This is a genomic window from Microcoleus sp. S28C3 (assembly GCF_036700785.1).
GTDB classification, from domain to species: Bacteria; Cyanobacteriota; Cyanobacteriia; order Cyanobacteriales; family Microcoleaceae; genus Microcoleus; species Microcoleus asticus.
Genome location: NZ_JAUBPO010000003.1, coordinates 123,218 through 140,408 on the forward strand (window position 1 = coordinate 123,218; position 17,191 = coordinate 140,408).

Consider the following 17,191-nt stretch of genomic DNA (forward strand, 5'->3'; position numbering starts at 1 on the left):
GATGAAAAAATAGCCTCTACCAAAGACATCACCGACTTTTACCTTCAACCGCCATTCATCTGTCGCCATAACTGTACCCAATTTGGCGGCGAGATGAATGGCGGACTGTATCTCAACAATAATTAATAGTTTATTCCGATCGCACTTCACAGTGGCAGAGTTGGAAAAAACGGAGCTAACCAAAGCTGTATCTTGACATCCCAACCGAAAAGAATCGCGATCGCACTTCCCACAACAATTACGCCACCGATTCTTTGTAAGGCTGCACTGTGGGGGCGCAAACCTAATAAGTGCTGGCTGAAATAGCGTCCTCCATAGGCGATCGCCAGTAGTGGCAACCCAGCGCCTAAACCGTACAAAATTAGTAAAACAAACGCAGTTACAGGCTGAGGATTGACAACAGCTAAAACCAGAATACTGCCAAGAACTGGCCCCGCACAAGGTGTCCAAAGCAAGCCGAGTTGGGTTCCCAGCCAAAATTCGCCAACCAACCCTACTCGTGCGGGTGCTTTGGGCCAACTTTCAAAGTGTAAGTATTTAAACAGCAGTTGGTAAATCTGCGGAAAAATGGCACTTATCCCAGCAATCAACAGAAAGGCAAGTGCTCCCGTTCGGAGGATGCTAGCACAACTGACAAACCACCCTGATGTCACTCCCAACAAGCTCCCAATTACCGCAAAACCAGCGATTAATCCTGATACCAAAGCAATTGGGCCATAGGGATGAGATTGAAGGCTTCGTCCTAATAATATCGGTAGGATTGGTAAGACGCAGGGCGAGAGAATTGTTAAAAGTCCTGCTAGTAAAGCCACACCAGCCGAAGTGAGTGAATTTGCCATCTGACTACCCTAATAATTTGCGAATAGTCTGTTCGGTTTCCTCATAAGCTCCTTCCCCAATATGGTCATAGCGCCAGATGCCTTGGCGATCGGCTAAAAATAAATGAGGCCAGTATTCATTCTGGTAGGCAGCCCAAGTTTTAAATTCGTTATCCAGTGGCACTGGATAGGTAATTTGGTGTTCCTTCAAAGCTTTTTTGACGTTGTTTACATCCCGCTCAAAGGGAAATTCTGGGGTGTGTATGCCGACAATCTTCAATCCGCGATCGGCATATTGCTGATGCCAGCGGACGATGTAGGGCAGAGTGCGCTGACAGTTAATGCAGGCAAATGTCCAAAATTGCACCAACACCACTTTGCCTTTAAGGTCAGCTATTTTCAGCGGCGGAGAATTTAGCCACTGACTGATGCCTTGAAACTCTGGTAAAGACTTTCCAGTTGGTGAGAGAGCAACGTTCTCGACTGTCCGTAAATTAGGAGTTTTAGCAGGAGTGGGTATGGGGATATTGTCCGAGCTAGAAGTGCGGATAATATCTTTCTTAATGCCACAACTGAGAGCAGTCCCACCAAATCCCACCCCTAAATACCAAAGTAATTGGCGTCGCCCCAGCCAGCGCTTGTTCATAAAGTAATTTCCTTCCTTATTTACTTTATATACGGAGATGACCGGAAAGTGGATGTTTTATGCAAAGAGGAAAAATTTTAAATCCAAAATAGAGTTAGCCTCGTATTAAGTTAGAGACTACTAAAAACCCAGTCTCTTCTGGACTTATGCAAACAGTGGTTTTACGTGCTATTTATAGCGATAATGTGCGGTGTGCATGGAGTCATACATATAGAGGTTTTGCATAAATCCTGTTCTTGTCACCCTTACGCACTATGGATTCATCTGCTCCTTCTAAAAAATCTCGGTCTAAATTTTTACCGACTCAGGCAACTGGGGCGAAGTTATTTCACTGGTTAAATATCATTAGTCTAGTTATGATGATTGGCAGTGGATTGCAAATTTACAACTCGAATCCGGTTTTTGGTGGGCGGGGAGGATGGCAGTTCCCACCCATATTTTTGCTAGGCGGTTGGCTGGCTGGTGGCAGGCATTGGCATTTCGCGGCCATGTGGTTATTCGCACTCAATTTATTTTGGTACGGTCTCTATATTTTGATCACCCGCCGCTGGCAGCATCGTTTTCTCGGCTATAATGACCTGAAAGCTTTGCAGAATTCTCAGAACCAGAAGCGCAAAAACTATTCATGGCACCGCCTAGCTTACACAGCAATTATTCCGGTTTTGCTGCTAGCTTTACTTAGCGGAATGGGAATGTATAAACCTGCTCAATTCCACTGGATTGTCGATTTATTTGGCAGTTGGCAGGCGCTGAGAGTCGTTCACTTTATCTCGGTTCCTACCGTCATCATCTTTGCACTAATTCACTCTTTGCTGGGCCTCAAGGTAGGGGGTTTGCGCCTGATTCAGTCAATTTTTAGGTAGAGGTTTCCTAATGTTTCCAGACTCTCCTCGTTTATGGCAGCGCCGCCAATTTCTCCAATTATCTGGACTTTCTAGCATCGGTTTACTTTTAGGCGGTTGTGGGTTGATTCCCTTTGATGAGGTGGTTGGTAAGACTTTTGAACCTCTCAACCAAAGTGTTGAAGCTTTGTTGTTGAATCCTCAAAAACTCGTACCGGAATTTCCTGCAAGTGCGATCGAGCCGAATGCCTTAATTATCAATACCTTTGATTCTACTCCAGATATTGATGTAAAAGCTTTCCGTCTGATAATTGATGGTGAGGTAAATCGTCCTCTTAACCTCAGTCTAGAACAACTTCAGATTATGCCTTTGAGTGTAATGACAATTCGCCATGTTTGTGTGGAAGGTTGGGCTGCTATCGTGCAGTGGGGCGGAGTGCGCCTGCGGGATTTGGTAGCCCTTGCGCAACCAAAGGCAAATGCTCGCTACATTTACTTTAAATCTGCTGATGGCTACTACGAGAGTTGGGATATGCCTTCAGCGTTGCACCCCCAGACTTTGATGGTTTATCAGAAAAATGGTAATCCTCTGAGTGTTGAGAATGGTGCGCCTCTACGCCTCGCATCTCCAATTAAGCTAGGTTACAAACAGAGTAAGTGGGTAACTCGAATTACATTGGTTTCTGAATTGCTGCCTGAAAAGGGTTACTGGGAGGATCAAGGTTATGAGTGGTTTGGAGGGCTATAATAATGTGTTTGAGAAGCCTGAATTACGAGTTCTTGTAGGGACACGGCACTGCCGTGTCCCTACAGCACTCGCTCTTCTAGTGGGGTGTATTTCATAAACCTGGAATCTGCTGTATGTGTAGCGATAGTTTTCAGAATTGGTATTAATTAGCAAGTGGATGTATCATGAAGAAAAGATTATTTTTACAAGCTGGTGCAGCAACAGTAAGCATCGCATGGTTATCGCGCTATTTACCTGGGAGACCAACAGTTATGGCAGCTTCCAAGGATGTTTTTGAAATCACTAAAAGTGAGGAAGAGTGGCGCAAAATTTTGACACCGGCACAGTTTGAGGTGTTGCGAAAACACGGCACTGAACGCGCTCACACTAGCCCTCTCGATAAGCAATACGGTAAGGGGATTTATGCGTGTGCTGGGTGCAATTTGCCACTTTTTTCATCGCAAACCAAATTTAATAGCGGTACTGGCTGGCCGAGTTTTTCTGACCCCATAAAAGGGGCGATCGCCACATCGGTGGATAATTCCCTGTTTGCGAGTAGAATTGAAGTGCATTGCCATCGCTGCGGGGGGCATTTGGGTCACGTATTTGATGACGGCCCTGCACCTACTGGCAAACGCTACTGCATGAACGGTGTTGCTATGAAATTTATTGCTGGCTGACATTCTTTCACGGGTACTCCTGTGGTAAAGAATCCCATAATTATCGACGCCCCAAACGGCTCTCTACTGCTAAACCGCAGGTGCACGCGGATTCGCGCGGATGGTATAGTGATTTGTGGGACGTGAGGGCGATCGACTATTTATGGATGCTGAAGAACTTTTAGAAAGATATGCCAAAGGCGAACGGAACTTTACAAAAGCACAGTTAAGCGGGATAAACCTCAAAGGTGCAGACTTGAGTGGAATAGACCTACGCGGTGCAAATTTGACGGGAGCTGAGTTGAATGAGGCAACTCTGAACAAAGCAAGCCTCTATGGAGCAGACTTCAGTAGAGCATCCCTGATAGGAACAAACTTAATCGGGGTGACAGGTAATAGTGCCAACTTCTGTTTTGCAGACCTCACCAGTGCTGACTTGAGTAGGGCAGACCTCACCAGTGCCAATTTGAGAAATACTAAGCTGGACAATGCAAACCTGAGTGATGCCCAATTAATCTCTGTATGGTTAACTACAGCCTCCTTGAAGGAAGTAAATTTAAAGAGAGCAAATCTGAGCGGCTCAAATTTCACGAGGGCAAATTTGACAGGAGCACAATTGAGTCAAGTGAACTTAGGTAATGCTAGTCTCGAAGATGCCAATCTCCAGAAAGCCCAACTTCGAGGTGTCAATCTCTCTGCACTTAACTTATCAGGCGTGAATCTGACTGAGGCGGATATTAGTGCAGCAGACCTCACAGGGACAAATTTGAAAAAAGCCTGTCTGGCAGGGGCAAATCTAGAAAAAGCTAGTCTTAAACAAGCAACTTTGATGCTAGCAAGTTTGGAGGGAGCTAACCTTAAGAAAGCAGACTTGACTGATGCTCAAACCTATGGTTGGAATATTAAAAATGCAGACTTCACTGATGCGATAATGCCAGATGGAGAAATCTACCAACCAGAAATCTCAGAACCAGAAATCGACAACAAACCGGAAACCTCTCAACAAGAATCCCAACAAGTGACATCTATGACGCGCAAAATTATTTGTACTGACAAAGCACCGGCACCCGTGGGCCCATACAATCAAGCGATCGCCGCTACGGGCACTATGCTGTTTGTAGCCGGTCAAATTGCGATCGACATTAGACTAAACGATATTGTCTACACTGACGATGTGGCAAAACAAACCGAACAAGTTATGGCAAATCTCGAAGCGATTCTCACAGAAGCCGGCGCTACTTGGTTGGATGTGGTAAAAACTACGGTTTTTCTGAAAGATATGAATGATTTTGCCGCTGTGAATGCGGTTTATGCGAAATATTTTGATGCGGAAACTGCACCGGCACGCGCTTGTGTGGAGGTTTCGCGTTTGCCGAAAGATGTGTTAGTAGAGATTGACTGTATTGCCGTGATTTGAGTTAATCTTTGTCCTAAATTCCTGACTCCTTCAAGAATTCGGGGATTTGGTTATAGCAAATTCGGCTTAGATATCCCTTTATGACTAACCATCCGTCATTGCGACGCATAACGAACAATGAAAAATCATACAACCTACATTCCGCACCCTAAAGTGTCACACCACGCATTTTGGTCAATTGACGATTTGGGCGCTTCGGCTGGGCAGGAAATTTTAAGTATGTTTAGTGATTTAATTTACCAGCCGAAGCGCCCAATTTACGATAAAACCTCCACAAGCCAGTTGAGGGTGCGGAATGTGGGATGTAAGGAAAGCGCCACAGGGTAGGTCGCTTGCCCAAGAATAGAAGCCTCTGCATTTCGCGATCGCACTCTATCGAACTCACGTTATATAGGGTAATAACCATCTCCATATACAACGTAGAAAAGCACCTGCCAGCGAGATTTGTAAAAGCATTTTTTCAAATAAAGATAAGCGGGATCGATAAATTTCACCGGCACAGGCCAGCGTTGCAGCAAACCACGCTCCAATAGTATAGTTCCAATTTAGCGAGAGGCTCTTTTTTCTCTGAACTTTTTTATAAAGGACCTCCGGCACGCGAACAAATTCCCCAAGTAACGACAAATGAACTAGCCACGGCCAGTCTGCGGCAAATTCCCCAGCGAGATTAGTCCTCAATCCTCCAATCCGATCTACTGCAACAGATCGAAAAATTCCTCGATAAGGAATCCACCAAATACCTCGTTGCAACAGCATTCGATGTGCGCGATAGATTCTGCGCTCAATACCGTCAAGGGCTGTGTAGGCTTGAATCTCCCTATTGCTGTTTGTGTCGATCGTTTCTATATCCGAAAACGCCAGAATAGCATTTGGCCGAGCCTCCAATTTTTCGAGCAGGCGCATCACATAGGTAGGTTCCAAAACATCATCATGGGAAATAAAAAAAAAGTAGTCCCCTTTGGCAGAACTCAGCAGGAAATTTATATTACCGATCCATCCCAATCGCTGCGTTTGCCGTAATAAATGGAATCGAAAATCTTTAGTTGTAGAGAGTTCGCAAATTGCCACCGTATTATCGGTCGAGGCATCATCCGAAATGAGAACTTTCAAGTTTGGATAGGTTTGGGCAGCCAGAGATGCTAGAGTATCTGCAACGAATTCCTCTCCATTCCATGTAGCTAAACAAGCAACGACGAGAGGATACTGTTTGTTATCGTTTATCATTTTTGGCACCCTTCAACTATAAAGCGTCACTTTATTAATACCGTTACAACATCCAGTCCATAACTCGATCGGCTACTGTCATAGCGAATAGCGGTGCAGTTGTGAGTTTCCCAGTATCTACGGTATGATAACCGTCAACGGAGGTAACACCTATTTTTGTTCGATCGTGAAGACCGCTAGTTGTTTTATCTACATCAGTACGACCGTAGGCAAATATTGCGCCCGCATCAACTAAAAATGGTTCTGATTTGCCGATACCGGGGAACCAAGAATCGATCGCCTCAAGTACACCTGCTGCCAGATCCCGAGCTTGTTTTTGAGGGACTCGACCCCGGCAAGGATCGTCCCACGATGCAGGAGGTTGAAGTTCGTGACTCCAGCCTTGTAAAGCCAACGGATACCACGATAAATAGACTGTCCCATTAGGACGAATCACCACATCTCCATAGCGACCGATGACCATTGTGACTGATGGTGCGTCTCGAAGTGACTCGGGTAGGCGAGCGATTACTCGATATTTAAGTCGATGCAACCAACCATCAATACACTCGATGCCAATACTGCGATCGATCGCCAATCTGTTCTCCCAGGTGGCGTTGATAACTTGTTGACCCTCAAGTAGCCAAGTGCCTTCGGGATCGATTCCTTCAATGCGGAATAATCCGTTGAATCTCTCCACCGATTTTACAAGTTTAGAGGGTAGAAATTGGATACTTGAAGAGCGTTCCATCGCCTGACGAATCAGAATAGCTAATTGCTCTGTATCGACGGCAAGTTCCGCCGTTTGAAATCCAGTCCTGAAATACGAGCTTTGGAAATAAATCGCGAGTTCCTCTGAGGTTAGGTAGCGATAAAGCTGTTCCGGTCGTTGGCCTAAATAATTTAATTGAGGATATCGCTTGAGATATTGATGGTATTCTAATTCGATCGCACGGTAGTGTTTGGCAAGTTCGTCAGCAGTAAGCAGCGAATCGTTTGCAACTAAATAATTGAAGGGAGTCGAACAACTGAGTCGATCGATAGCCAATCCGAGCCATTTGGCTAATAGGTTATAAAAATGCAACGATCCTTGAAGTACGAGATTAGCGGTGGCGAGAGTGCGATCGTTGGCGTATACTAATCCTAGATGAATTTTCCCTTCGTTCCTGAGACTGGCGCGGTTCATAGGAATTTCGTCTCGATCGAGCAGAACAACTCGAACGCCTCTTTGGGCTAACTCAAGGGCAACACAACAACCTTGCAGTCCCGCACCGAGTATTACAACAGGTTTGTGCCGATCTGACATAACTTAATTTTTATCAATTTTTTGGATTTTAATACATCTGTCAGTTTATCTTAAGTAGGTGGGCTTAATTAAACGTGAGTTCGATGGAGTGCGATCGCGAAATGCAGAGGCTTAGGAGGGGGTGCGATTGCGAAATGCAGAGGCTTCTGTTAGAGCAGCGCAAATCACAAAAAATACCACTTGCTATAAGTCCCTCCGACCACTACGATCGCTTACAGGAAAAAAAATTATTTAATGCAAGGATTGCCGATTTTATTCAAAATGGTAAACTGGTTGTTCCATGTCATACAACCCACATTCCGCACCCCAAACTGGCACATACGCGGATTGAGGGGGTAAAAGTGAATCATCCGAGATAATAGTGAGTAAAAAATACCCAAAAATCTGTGCAACGTTCGCATCACCCAGTTAGGAATCCCTAAAAATTGACCAATAATTTCTTGTGGTACGGGTCCCGGATTTATCCCTGGTGTCAATCTAAAATCTAAAATCCTTGCATCATCAAGCCCCCGGATTTATCCGTGGTGTCAATCTAAAATCTAAAATCTAAAATCTAAAATCTAAAATCTAAAATCGAATGACGTGAGGGCATAAATTAAATCTTCTTAACCCATAAAACGTCAAAAATCAGACCATTAACAACTTCATTGATTTTTTGGACAATTCCTATTTCATCAATTAGACCGACTACCAGGCCCAGATGATCTAAGTTTTCTACTTTCATCTGGGATGCTTTCTGCATCGGCTGCTGAATCCTGATTTGAGCGTTCATCGCGATCGCAAGTTTACACTATTTTTGGTGATGATTGGTTGTTTCTGGCGATCGCAATTAACGCATTTTGGTCAGGCGCTCGGGTTAATGAGTGTTGGGTTTCGTGACCTCAACCCAACCTACTACTTTATATTTTTATGTATAGCAACCGCCGAGGGTAAAGTGCGCGAATGTATTAACTTCTACAGCCGATCGCACTCTTGTCGATCTGTCGCTGTCGCGCACCTACTCTCAAATCAATCTGAAACAATCAGATTTAATCTCAACTAGCAATTAGCAATTACTAATCACCAGTTACCAATTAGCAATTAGCAATTACTCTACAAGTAATTACCAATTACCAACCGTAAACTATTTATTCAGCGCTTCGCGGGCGGCTACCGCTTCGTCGGGATGAATATTCAAGCGGGTCAAATTAATTCGACCTTTATTGTCAATTTCTCGCACTTTGACAATCACTTCATCGTTCACAGCTAACTCGTCTTCCACTTTGCCAACGCGGTAGTCCGCTAACTGGGAAATGTGAATCATTCCTTCTTTTCCGGGCAGAATTTCCACAAAAGCGCCGATCGGAATAATTCGAGTTACGCGGCCGACATACACGTCTCCTGCATTCAACTTGCGCGTCATGCCTTGGACAATGTTGTAAGCCCGCTGAGCTTTTTCGCTGTCGTTGCCAGCAATTGTCACGGTTCCGTCGTCTTCGATGTCAATTTTGACACCGGTTTCTTCGGTGATGGCTTTGATCGTTTTGCCACCTGGTCCAATTACCAAACCGATAAATTCTGGATCGATTTTCAGGGTTAGCAAACGCGGTGCAAACGGCGACATTTCCTTGCGGGGAGTGTCGATGGTTGCCAGCATTCTTTCTAAAATGTGCAGTCTGGCCGGTTTGGCTTGGCGGATGGCGGTGGCAATCACATCTAAGGGCAAACCTTTGATTTTCATGTCCATCTGCAAAGCAGTAATCCCGGTGTCGGTACCGGCTACTTTGAAGTCCATGTCGCCTAAGAAGTCTTCAATTGCCTGAATGTCAGTCAAAATTCGGACTTCATCGCCTTCTTTAATTAAGCCCATTGCCGCGCCGCTGACGGGTTGGGAAAGGGGAACGCCTGCATCCATTAATGCTAGCGTTGAGGCGCAAACTGAACCCATTGAGGTGGAACCGTCGGAAGAAAGGATTTCGGAAACTACGCGAATGACGTAGGGGAAATCTTCTTTGGATGGCAAAACGGGCAGCAAAGCGCGTTCTGCCAGGGCTCCGTGACCGATTTCTCGGCGTCCGGGCGATCGCATCGGCTTGGTTTCTCCTACCGAAAACGGCGGGAAATTGTAGTGATGCAAGTAGCGTTTATCTTGCTGCGGGTGCAAGTCGTCTCCTAAGTCTTGGGCGTCGCCCGGGGTTCCCAGGGTAGCTGCGGACAAGACTTGGGTCAACCCCCGATTGAACAGCGCACAGCCGTGTACTCGCGACGGCAGCACGCCTACGCGACAAGAAACGGGTCGCACCTCGTCTAGCTTGCGACCGTCTACACGGACGCCATCTTCGAGGATTTGCTTCCGCATCATTTTTTTGGTAACGTCTTTGAAAACGTTGCCGATCGCCTTGCTGTTGGCGGTGGCCGCTAGTTTTACCGGATCGTCTTCCGAGAGTTCGGCGATCGCAGATTCGACTTCATTTGCCTTAACTTCGTCCAAAGCTGCATTCCGTATTGTTTTGTCTTTTTCAAATCTTGACAAAATGATGCGGATGGGTTCTTGGGCGCGATCGCGAATAAAGTTTTCCAGAGCCGAATCTAGGGATGGCCGTTCCTCTACCACCAAATCGATGCCCAATTCCGCCATAATTTCGCGCTGGGCTTGAATCAAGTCACAGGCTGCTTCATAGCCGAAGTCGATCGCCTCGATGATATCCTGTTCCGGCAATTGGTTAGCGCTGGCTTCCACCATGATTACTCCATCAGGAGAACCGGCTACCACGAGATCCAACTCGCCTTCTTTGATTTCGCTGTAGGTGGGGTTGATGATGAAATCGTCCCCTACCAAACCGACTCGCACCGCTGCCATCGGCCCGTAAAACGGCATTTTCGCCAGCAGTATCGCCACCGAAGCCCCCGTCACCGCCAAAACGTCCGGCGGCACTTGTTCGTCCATCGAAACCGTTGTTGCTACAACTTGGATGTCATCTCGCAGCCAGCTTGGAAATAGCGGGCGCAGCGGTCGATCGATCAAACGGCCTGTCAAAGTCACTTTTTCTGGGGGACGCCCTTCCCTGCGCAAAAATCCACCGGGAATTTTACCGCCAGCGTAGAGTCTCTCTTCGTAATCCACCAACAGGGGCAGGAAATCAATTCCCTCTCTCCCCTGCGATCGAGTCGCTGTCACCAAAACCGCCGTGTCACCCGACTGAATCAAAACTGCACCGCCTGCTTGAGGCGCTAGTAAACCAATCTTCAGTCTAATATCCCGTCCATCGAAGGATATTGACTTGTCTATCTCTACCATGTAGCACTGCTTCCTTATCTACCACATTCTTTCTCTGTCGGGATCGTAACATTACCACAGGATGTTTGAGAGTCCGACGCCAAAAGACAGGGATAATCGCCTCGCGATCGACTGTCTGCGTCTCGATTGTAAGCATTTATACTCGATAATTATTTTTTGCACTCAGGGGTCGATTCTCCGGTCGATCGCCCGCTAAACGCCTGCCATAGATGGTACTATGAATTTTCATTTGGGAATTGGGACGTTGAAGGAAGAAGGATTTAGTTATCTAGGACTGGGAATAAGCCGTAAGGTACTTATGTTGCACCCTACAGATACAGGTTCTACCTAAGTCCTGTCTGGATAAAAATATCCTTTGTTTGTTTAAAATTTTATTCATAAATCCCATATAAATGCTGTAGTCAGCCTCGAACTTAAATAAAAATATCAGGGTAAAAAGCATGGCAATTTTACACGGCAGTTGGCAACTTGATAATGATAATAGTTGCTTATTTATTTGGGGAGAAACTTGGCGAAAAATTGGGGCGATTGACACCCTAGAATTGGGGATAAATCTACCGCATCCCTTAGCCATGACCGAAGCGGAATTTAAGACTTTCCTAAATTCATTGCAGCAGTCAGGAAAACTCAACTGGCAATTACCGGAAACCGCAGAAACTTCACCGGAAAAAAGTAAAAAAACTAGGCGATCGCCCAAAACTCAAAACGCAGCAGAAATTCCCTGCCAAAACTCCTCAATTCAAAGGGAAATTCGGGCGATCGCACTTCCGACCAAAATCTCAGAATCCAACGCAAATCTGATGCCGCAGCACTCAGCAGCAGCACTTGAGGAACCGGCCAAAACCGAGGAAATATACCTTTATCCCTGGCAAGTCGAGGGTTTTTGTCTCAACCCTCAAGCAGCTTTTGTTTTCTTGCAATCACTACCGCTTAACAGCACGGAACCAGACTCTTTCGTCGGCTCAGATTTGCGTTTTTGGTCTCATATTGCTAGGTGGAGTTTGGATTTGTTGGCAAGATGCAAATTTTTGCCGGGATTGGAGAAACAGTCGGACGGTTCTGCTATTGCTAAATGGCAACCGCTGTTAGATAGTTCTACAGACATTCTCCGCCTCGCCACTTTTGTCAAGCAAATGCCGACGGCTTGCAGAACATATCAATCGAAGGAAGAAGGAAGTTCGGCAACGGATTCTGTAACGGATGTAACGGATGTAACGGATGTCAGGAAGAAGGAAAAAGGAAGAGGGGAAAAGGAAGAAGAATCCAGTCAATTGCCTTTAGCGGTGGATTTGCCGGCGGGGGCGGAGGAATTGGTGTTAGGCTTTTTGAGCAGTATTGTAGATAGTCAAGTGCGATCGGCTGGTAGCTCTACTTTAGACATCAAAACAGTTTCTCCTGTGCGCGAATGGCTGCAAGCTTTGCAGCAAGAATCTGGGATAGTTCAAGTAGAAACAGCAGCTTTAGAAAACTTGGCAACCAAGCTGAGTGCTTGGACTGCACCGCTGCAAAACCAATTATCTCAACAAAGTCAATTTCGCACTTGCTTTCAACTCATACCGCCGTCTCCTGGTAAAGCCAACTGGAGTTTAAATTATTGCTTGCAAGCAGCAGATGAAGCGGAATTTTTGGTAGACGCGACAACTATTTGGAACAACTCAGTCGAGCGTTTGGCTTATGCGGGGCGGACAATAGAATTGCCTCAAGAAACTTTGCTCAGCGGCTTGGGTTTAGCCTCGAAACTTTATCCGTTAATTGAACCGAGTTTGCAAGCCCAGCGGCCTCAATCTTGCCAATTAAATCCCCTGCAAGCTTACGAGTTTATTAAGTCTGTAGCTTGGCGGTTTGCTGATAGCGGGTTGGGCGTGGTTTTGCCGCCGAGTTTGACAAAGGCGGATGGTTGGGCGAGTCGTTTGGGTTTGAGCATTCAAGCGGAAACTCCGAAAGTGAATCCGGCGAAAGGTGGGCTGGGATTGCAAAGTCTGCTAAATTTTAAGTGGGAATTGACGATCGGCGGACAGCGCATTTCTAAGGCAGAGTTTGACAGATTGATCGCGTTGAATTCGCCTTTGGTGGAAATTAACGGCGAGTGGGTAGAGTTGCGCGCGCCGGATGTGAAAGCGGCTCAAACTTTTTTTGCCAGCCGCAAAGAGCAAATGACTCTTTCTTTGGAGGATGCTTTGCGTTTGGCGTCGGGCGATTCTCAGACGATCGAGAAATTGCCTGTGGTGAATTTTGAGGCGACGGGTCAACTTCAGGAATTGTTGAATACTTTGAGCGATAATCAAGCCGTAAGTGCGATCGCAACTCCGGCTAGTTTCCGAGGACAATTGCGGCCTTATCAAGCGCTAGGAGCAGGCTGGTTAGCATTCTTAGAACGCTGGGGTTTGGGTGCTTGTCTCGCGGACGATATGGGATTAGGAAAGTGCATTTTACCACATTCTTTGCTTTTTGTTAATGGTTTTTTACAAAAAGCTGAAAAAATATGGGAAGCTTATGCCGGAAAAATAGAATTCGACGGTGAGGGCTTTTGGTCTGAACCTAACGAGCAATTACTGGTAAATTCCATAAATCAGGAAACAGGCAAAATTGTACAGGCGACTGTTCGACGACTTTACCGCCAGCAAGTGCAAGAAAAGTTGCGAACAATCAAACTACAAGACGGTAGCAGCATCACAATTACCCGCCGCCACAAATTGTTAGGACGCGATGGCTGGACAAATGACCTCAAGGTTGGAGATTATGTTTGCGTTCCTGCTAAATTGTATTGGGAAGGAAAGCCGGAAGATCCCGATTTGGTCAAGTTTCTGGCTTGGCAGATTGCTGAGGGATATGAGCAGCGCGATCAAGCAATGCTCACAATAACGCAGAAAGATGTGGCAGTTCTTGAAGAATTGCGTTTCACACTTCACCGTTTAAGCAAAAAGTATGGGATCAAAATAAATAATCCTGCTGTTCGTACTCCCGGTAAGGAAAGAGCAGCATATTTAGCTGTGTGTAGTCGATCGTACCACAGCTTTCTTGAGTCTAAAGGCTACGAGTGGGGAAAGCTGTCAGCCGAGAAAAGCTTCCCGCAATTCATCATGCAAGCCAATCTTGATAGCATACGGATTTTCCTCAAAAACTACTTTGATGCTGAAGGTTCGGTCTTTCTTAACACGCGAAATCTCGAAATTAGCACCGCTTCGCCTTTAATCATTCAACAACTTTCTACACTGCTGCGGCGCTTTGGAATTTGGCTGCGAATCGCCACTAAGCAGAAACGCGCAACCAATGGCAGCGGGATTTTTCGTACCTATTATATCGGTACTTTCGGCGGTAACTCAGCGCGCATATTTTTGCAGGAAATTGGCTTCGGTTATCCAGAAAAACAGCAAAATTTAGAGAAAATTTGCGAAGTTACTGCCAATACAAATGTCGAAGGAATTCCGGTTTCGGATATTGTTGCCGATGCAGTCGAGATGACCAAACTGCCACTACGGCATTTCGGAATGCACAATCCTGTTTATATTAACGGTTCCCAGCAGTTTTCCCGCATCAGCCTAGGAAAGGTGGTAGCAGGTATGGAAAATGTGCTTGGTGGTTCCGCAGAACAGGAGTACCGCCAGCTAAAGCCTTCTAAATGGACGAATCAGACCCTAGAGGCTTATGCAAATCTCAATGTAGCGCAGCTAGATACTGTCCGAGAAAATTTGCAACTTATACTCGATCGCGAAGTCTTTTATTGCCGGATAGAGGAAATTGAGGATGTTGAGTACAGCGGGTGGGTTTATGATTTTGAGGTGGGCAAGCATCACAATTTTGTTGCCAATAATATCTTGTGCCACAATACTATTCAGCTAATTACTTTTCTCCTGCATTTACAAGAACAAGATGCTCTAGAAGCGCCGACATTACTGGTTTGTCCGACATCGGTACTGGGCAACTGGGAGCGCGAAGTCAAGAAATTTGGCCCGACGCTGAAAGTGTTAGTTCACCACGGAGACAAACGCGCTAAAGGAAAAGCATTTGCGACGGCAATTAAGGAAAAGGATTTAATCATTACCAGTTACGCCCTGGTGTTTCGCGATGCGAAAGAATTTCAAGGCATTAAATGGCAAGGATTGGTTTTAGATGAAGCACAAAATATTAAAAATTCCGAGGCGAAGCAGTCGCAAGCGGTACGGCAAATCGAGGCATCTTTTAAAATTGCGCTGACAGGAACTCCGGTGGAAAATAGACTGCAAGAATTGTGGTCTATTTTGGAATTTCTGAATCCTGGCTATTTGGGGCCGCGCAATTTCTTTCAGCGCCGATTTGCAATTCCCATCGAGAAATACGGAGATCGGGAATCATTGCAGACTTTGCGATCGCTCGTTCGGCCTTTCATCCTCCGCCGCCTAAAAACTGACAAAGAAATCATCCAAGATTTGCCCGAAAAACAGGAAATGACTGTATTTTGCGGGCTGGCTGCTGGACAGGCGGTATTATATCAGAAAATAGTCGAAGAGTCAATAACTGAATTAGAATCAGCCGAAGGCATTCAGCGCCGAGGAATGATTCTGGCTTTGCTGGTAAAACTCAAGCAACTTTGCAACCATCCGGCTCTTGTAAAAGCAGAAGCTAAGCCGAAAGAATTGGAGATTAAGAGTCAGGAATCGGGGAAATTGCAGCGGTTGGTGGAAATGTTAGAAGAGGTGATCGCTGAGGGCGATCGGGCTTTAATTTTTACTCAATTTGCCGAATGGGGAAAACTCCTGAAACCGCATCTAGAACAGCATTTAGGGCGAGAAGTTTTGTTTCTCTACGGCGGAGTTCGGCAACAGCAGCGGGAAGAAATGATCGATCGCTTCCAGCACGACCCCCAAGGTCCGCCGATTATGATATTATCCTTAAAAGCGGGCGGCACAGGTTTGAACTTAACCAGAGCAACCCATGTTTTCCACTATGACAGATGGTGGAATCCCGCAGTAGAAAATCAGGCAACTGACCGCGTATTTCGCATCGGCCAAACCCGCAACGTGCAAGTCCACAAATTTGTCTGCACGGGCACGTTAGAGGAGAAAATACACGATATGATCGAGAGCAAAAAAGCTTTAGCCGAACAAGTGGTCAGTGCAGGTGAAAACTGGCTCACCGAACTCGATACAGACCAACTTCGCAATTTACTAATTCTCGATCGCAATGCTATTATAGAAACGGAAGAAGAATAATGTGTTTAATTTTCTTTGGTTTCTCGTGAGGACTTTAGTTCTGAAACATCAGAGGAATTACGCACTCTGACCACAGAAACCGGGTTTTCTACCAGAATTAAAGGTTATAGTCCAGTTTTTTGCTAAAAGACTCGGTTTCTGACTCTCCTAGATAACTAAAGCTTTCTTCCTTCTTCCTTCTTCCTTCTTCCTTCTTCCCTCTTCCCTCTTCCTTCTTCCTTCTTCCTTCTTCCTTCTTCCTTCTTCCTTCGGCTTATGATTGACAGAGAATGGTGGACACAACAGTGGTTAGATTTAATCAATACCTACCGCTTCAAAAAACGCTTAGAACGCGGCTGGCAATATGCGCGCGAGGGTAAAGTTCTCAGCATTAACTTCCCCAACCAAGAAGTAATCGCCGTAGTTCAAGGAACAGATCCCAAACCCTATCAAGTTTCTTTAGGGCTCGACACATTGAGCGATGAAGATTGGGATTATGTGATTGAAAATATGTCGCAAAGAGCAGTTTTTTCAGCTAAATTACTAGCAGGAGAAATGCCGCACAATATTGAAGATGTATTTGCCGCAGCAGGCAAAACGCTATTTCCGTTAAGCTTGTCAGATATTCGATCGCGCTGTAGCTGTCCTGACCCCAAAAACCCTTGCAAACACATCAGTGCAGTATACTACTTATTGGGCGATCGCTTCAGTGAAGACCCTTTCGTACTCTTTCAATTGCGAGGCCGAACAAAAGAGCAAATCTTGACAGCACTCCGTCAAAGACGAGGTACGCAAGGGGAGGAAAATTCCCAACTCAACTCCGGGGAAAATTCCCCCGCTGCGAATTCTAAATTGCCGAAGGTCGATCGCTTTTGGGAATACAACCAGCAGCTAGAATCATCTCTAGTAGTAATTGTACCCCCACCCAGCAGCGAAACAGTATTAGATATCTTAGGCCCGATTCCCCTCGCAACCGACGGAAAAGGAACCGCTAGCAAATCATCGCCCGCATCTGAGGCGCTAAAACAGCATTTTGCCAAAATTTACCAAGCAGTTAGCCAGCAAGCAGTTTTAGCAGCACTAAAACGGGGCGAAGGAGATTAACTTTTTTTGTAGGGCTGTAGCCCT

General features: G+C 45.8%; 14 protein-coding genes. 7 read left to right on the forward strand and 7 right to left on the reverse strand.

What is annotated here, in order from left to right; translation table 11 throughout:
- Nucleotides 1–146: 146 nt before the first annotated feature.
- Nucleotides 147–839 (reverse strand): cytochrome c biogenesis CcdA family protein, encoded by a 693-nt coding sequence (locus QUA13_RS01940; protein ID WP_333196207.1) that lies wholly within the window; start codon nucleotides 837–839, stop codon nucleotides 147–149.
- A 4-nt stretch (nucleotides 840–843) separates the two neighbouring features.
- The gene (locus QUA13_RS01945; RefSeq protein WP_333196208.1) at nucleotides 844–1,464 is read right to left on the reverse strand and encodes a thioredoxin family protein; all 621 of its coding nucleotides are present in this window, start codon (nucleotides 1,462–1,464) and stop codon (nucleotides 844–846) included.
- 254 nt (nucleotides 1,465–1,718) lie between these two features.
- Here QUA13_RS01945 and QUA13_RS01950 point away from each other — a divergent pair, with 254 nt between their 5' ends.
- The 5 genes from QUA13_RS01950 (at nucleotide 1,719) to QUA13_RS01970 (ending at nucleotide 5,436) form a co-directional block, all read left to right on the forward strand.
- Entirely contained in the window at nucleotides 1,719–2,327 is a 609-nt protein-coding gene (locus QUA13_RS01950) for a cytochrome b/b6 domain-containing protein (RefSeq protein WP_333196209.1), read from the forward strand.
- A gap of 10 nt (nucleotides 2,328–2,337) precedes the next feature.
- Nucleotides 2,338–3,054: a molybdopterin-dependent oxidoreductase gene (locus QUA13_RS01955; RefSeq protein ID WP_333196210.1), complete on the forward strand. Its 717-nt coding sequence runs from the start codon at nucleotides 2,338–2,340 to the stop codon at nucleotides 3,052–3,054.
- Nucleotides 3,055–3,218: 164 nt separating this feature from the next.
- On the forward strand, nucleotides 3,219–3,713 hold the full coding sequence (gene msrB, locus QUA13_RS01960; RefSeq protein ID WP_333196212.1) for a peptide-methionine (R)-S-oxide reductase MsrB: 495 nt from the start codon (nucleotides 3,219–3,221) through the stop codon (nucleotides 3,711–3,713).
- Nucleotides 3,714–3,828: 115 nt separating this feature from the next.
- Entirely contained in the window at nucleotides 3,829–5,109 is a 1,281-nt protein-coding gene (locus tag QUA13_RS01965) for a Rid family detoxifying hydrolase (RefSeq protein WP_333196215.1), read from the forward strand.
- A gap of 117 nt (nucleotides 5,110–5,226) precedes the next feature.
- Nucleotides 5,227–5,436 (forward strand): hypothetical protein, encoded by a 210-nt coding sequence (locus QUA13_RS01970; RefSeq protein WP_333196217.1) that lies wholly within the window; start codon nucleotides 5,227–5,229, stop codon nucleotides 5,434–5,436.
- 54 nt (nucleotides 5,437–5,490) lie between these two features.
- Here QUA13_RS01970 and QUA13_RS01975 read toward each other — a convergent pair whose 3' ends face one another.
- The 4 genes from QUA13_RS01975 to QUA13_RS01990 form a co-directional block, all read right to left on the reverse strand.
- On the reverse strand, nucleotides 5,491–6,333 hold the full coding sequence (locus tag QUA13_RS01975) for a glycosyltransferase (protein WP_333196218.1): 843 nt from the start codon (nucleotides 6,331–6,333) through the stop codon (nucleotides 5,491–5,493).
- 43 nt (nucleotides 6,334–6,376) lie between these two features.
- Nucleotides 6,377–7,618, reverse strand: a complete 1,242-nt coding sequence (locus tag QUA13_RS01980; protein ID WP_333196220.1) for an FAD-dependent oxidoreductase — start codon at nucleotides 7,616–7,618, stop codon at nucleotides 6,377–6,379.
- Between the two features lie 595 nt (nucleotides 7,619–8,213).
- Nucleotides 8,214–8,390 (reverse strand): hypothetical protein, encoded by a 177-nt coding sequence (locus tag QUA13_RS32655; RefSeq protein ID WP_445242667.1) that lies wholly within the window; start codon nucleotides 8,388–8,390, stop codon nucleotides 8,214–8,216.
- A 351-nt stretch (nucleotides 8,391–8,741) separates the two neighbouring features.
- Nucleotides 8,742–10,895 carry a polyribonucleotide nucleotidyltransferase gene (locus QUA13_RS01990; RefSeq protein ID WP_333184257.1) on the reverse strand — a complete coding sequence of 718 codons (2,154 nt, stop codon included), beginning with the start codon at nucleotides 10,893–10,895 and terminating at the stop codon, nucleotides 8,742–8,744.
- Nucleotides 10,896–11,335: 440 nt separating this feature from the next.
- Between QUA13_RS01990 and QUA13_RS01995 the strand changes: the two genes are divergently transcribed.
- Nucleotides 11,336–16,084, forward strand: coding sequence for an SNF2-related protein (locus tag QUA13_RS01995; protein ID WP_333196221.1), 4,749 nt, complete (start codon nucleotides 11,336–11,338; stop codon nucleotides 16,082–16,084).
- Between the two features lie 147 nt (nucleotides 16,085–16,231).
- Here the strand turns inward: QUA13_RS01995 and QUA13_RS02000 are convergent, their stop codons facing one another.
- Entirely contained in the window at nucleotides 16,232–16,366 is a 135-nt protein-coding gene (locus QUA13_RS02000; RefSeq protein ID WP_333196223.1) for a hypothetical protein, read from the reverse strand.
- On the opposite strand from QUA13_RS02000, the gene QUA13_RS02005 reads away from it, so the two are divergent.
- Complete coding sequence (locus tag QUA13_RS02005; RefSeq protein ID WP_333196224.1) at nucleotides 16,340–17,167, forward strand: SWIM zinc finger family protein; 828 nt, start codon at nucleotides 16,340–16,342, stop codon at nucleotides 17,165–17,167. The genes QUA13_RS02000 and QUA13_RS02005 overlap by 27 nt on opposite strands.
- The last annotated feature ends 24 nt before the right edge of the window (nucleotides 17,168–17,191 follow it).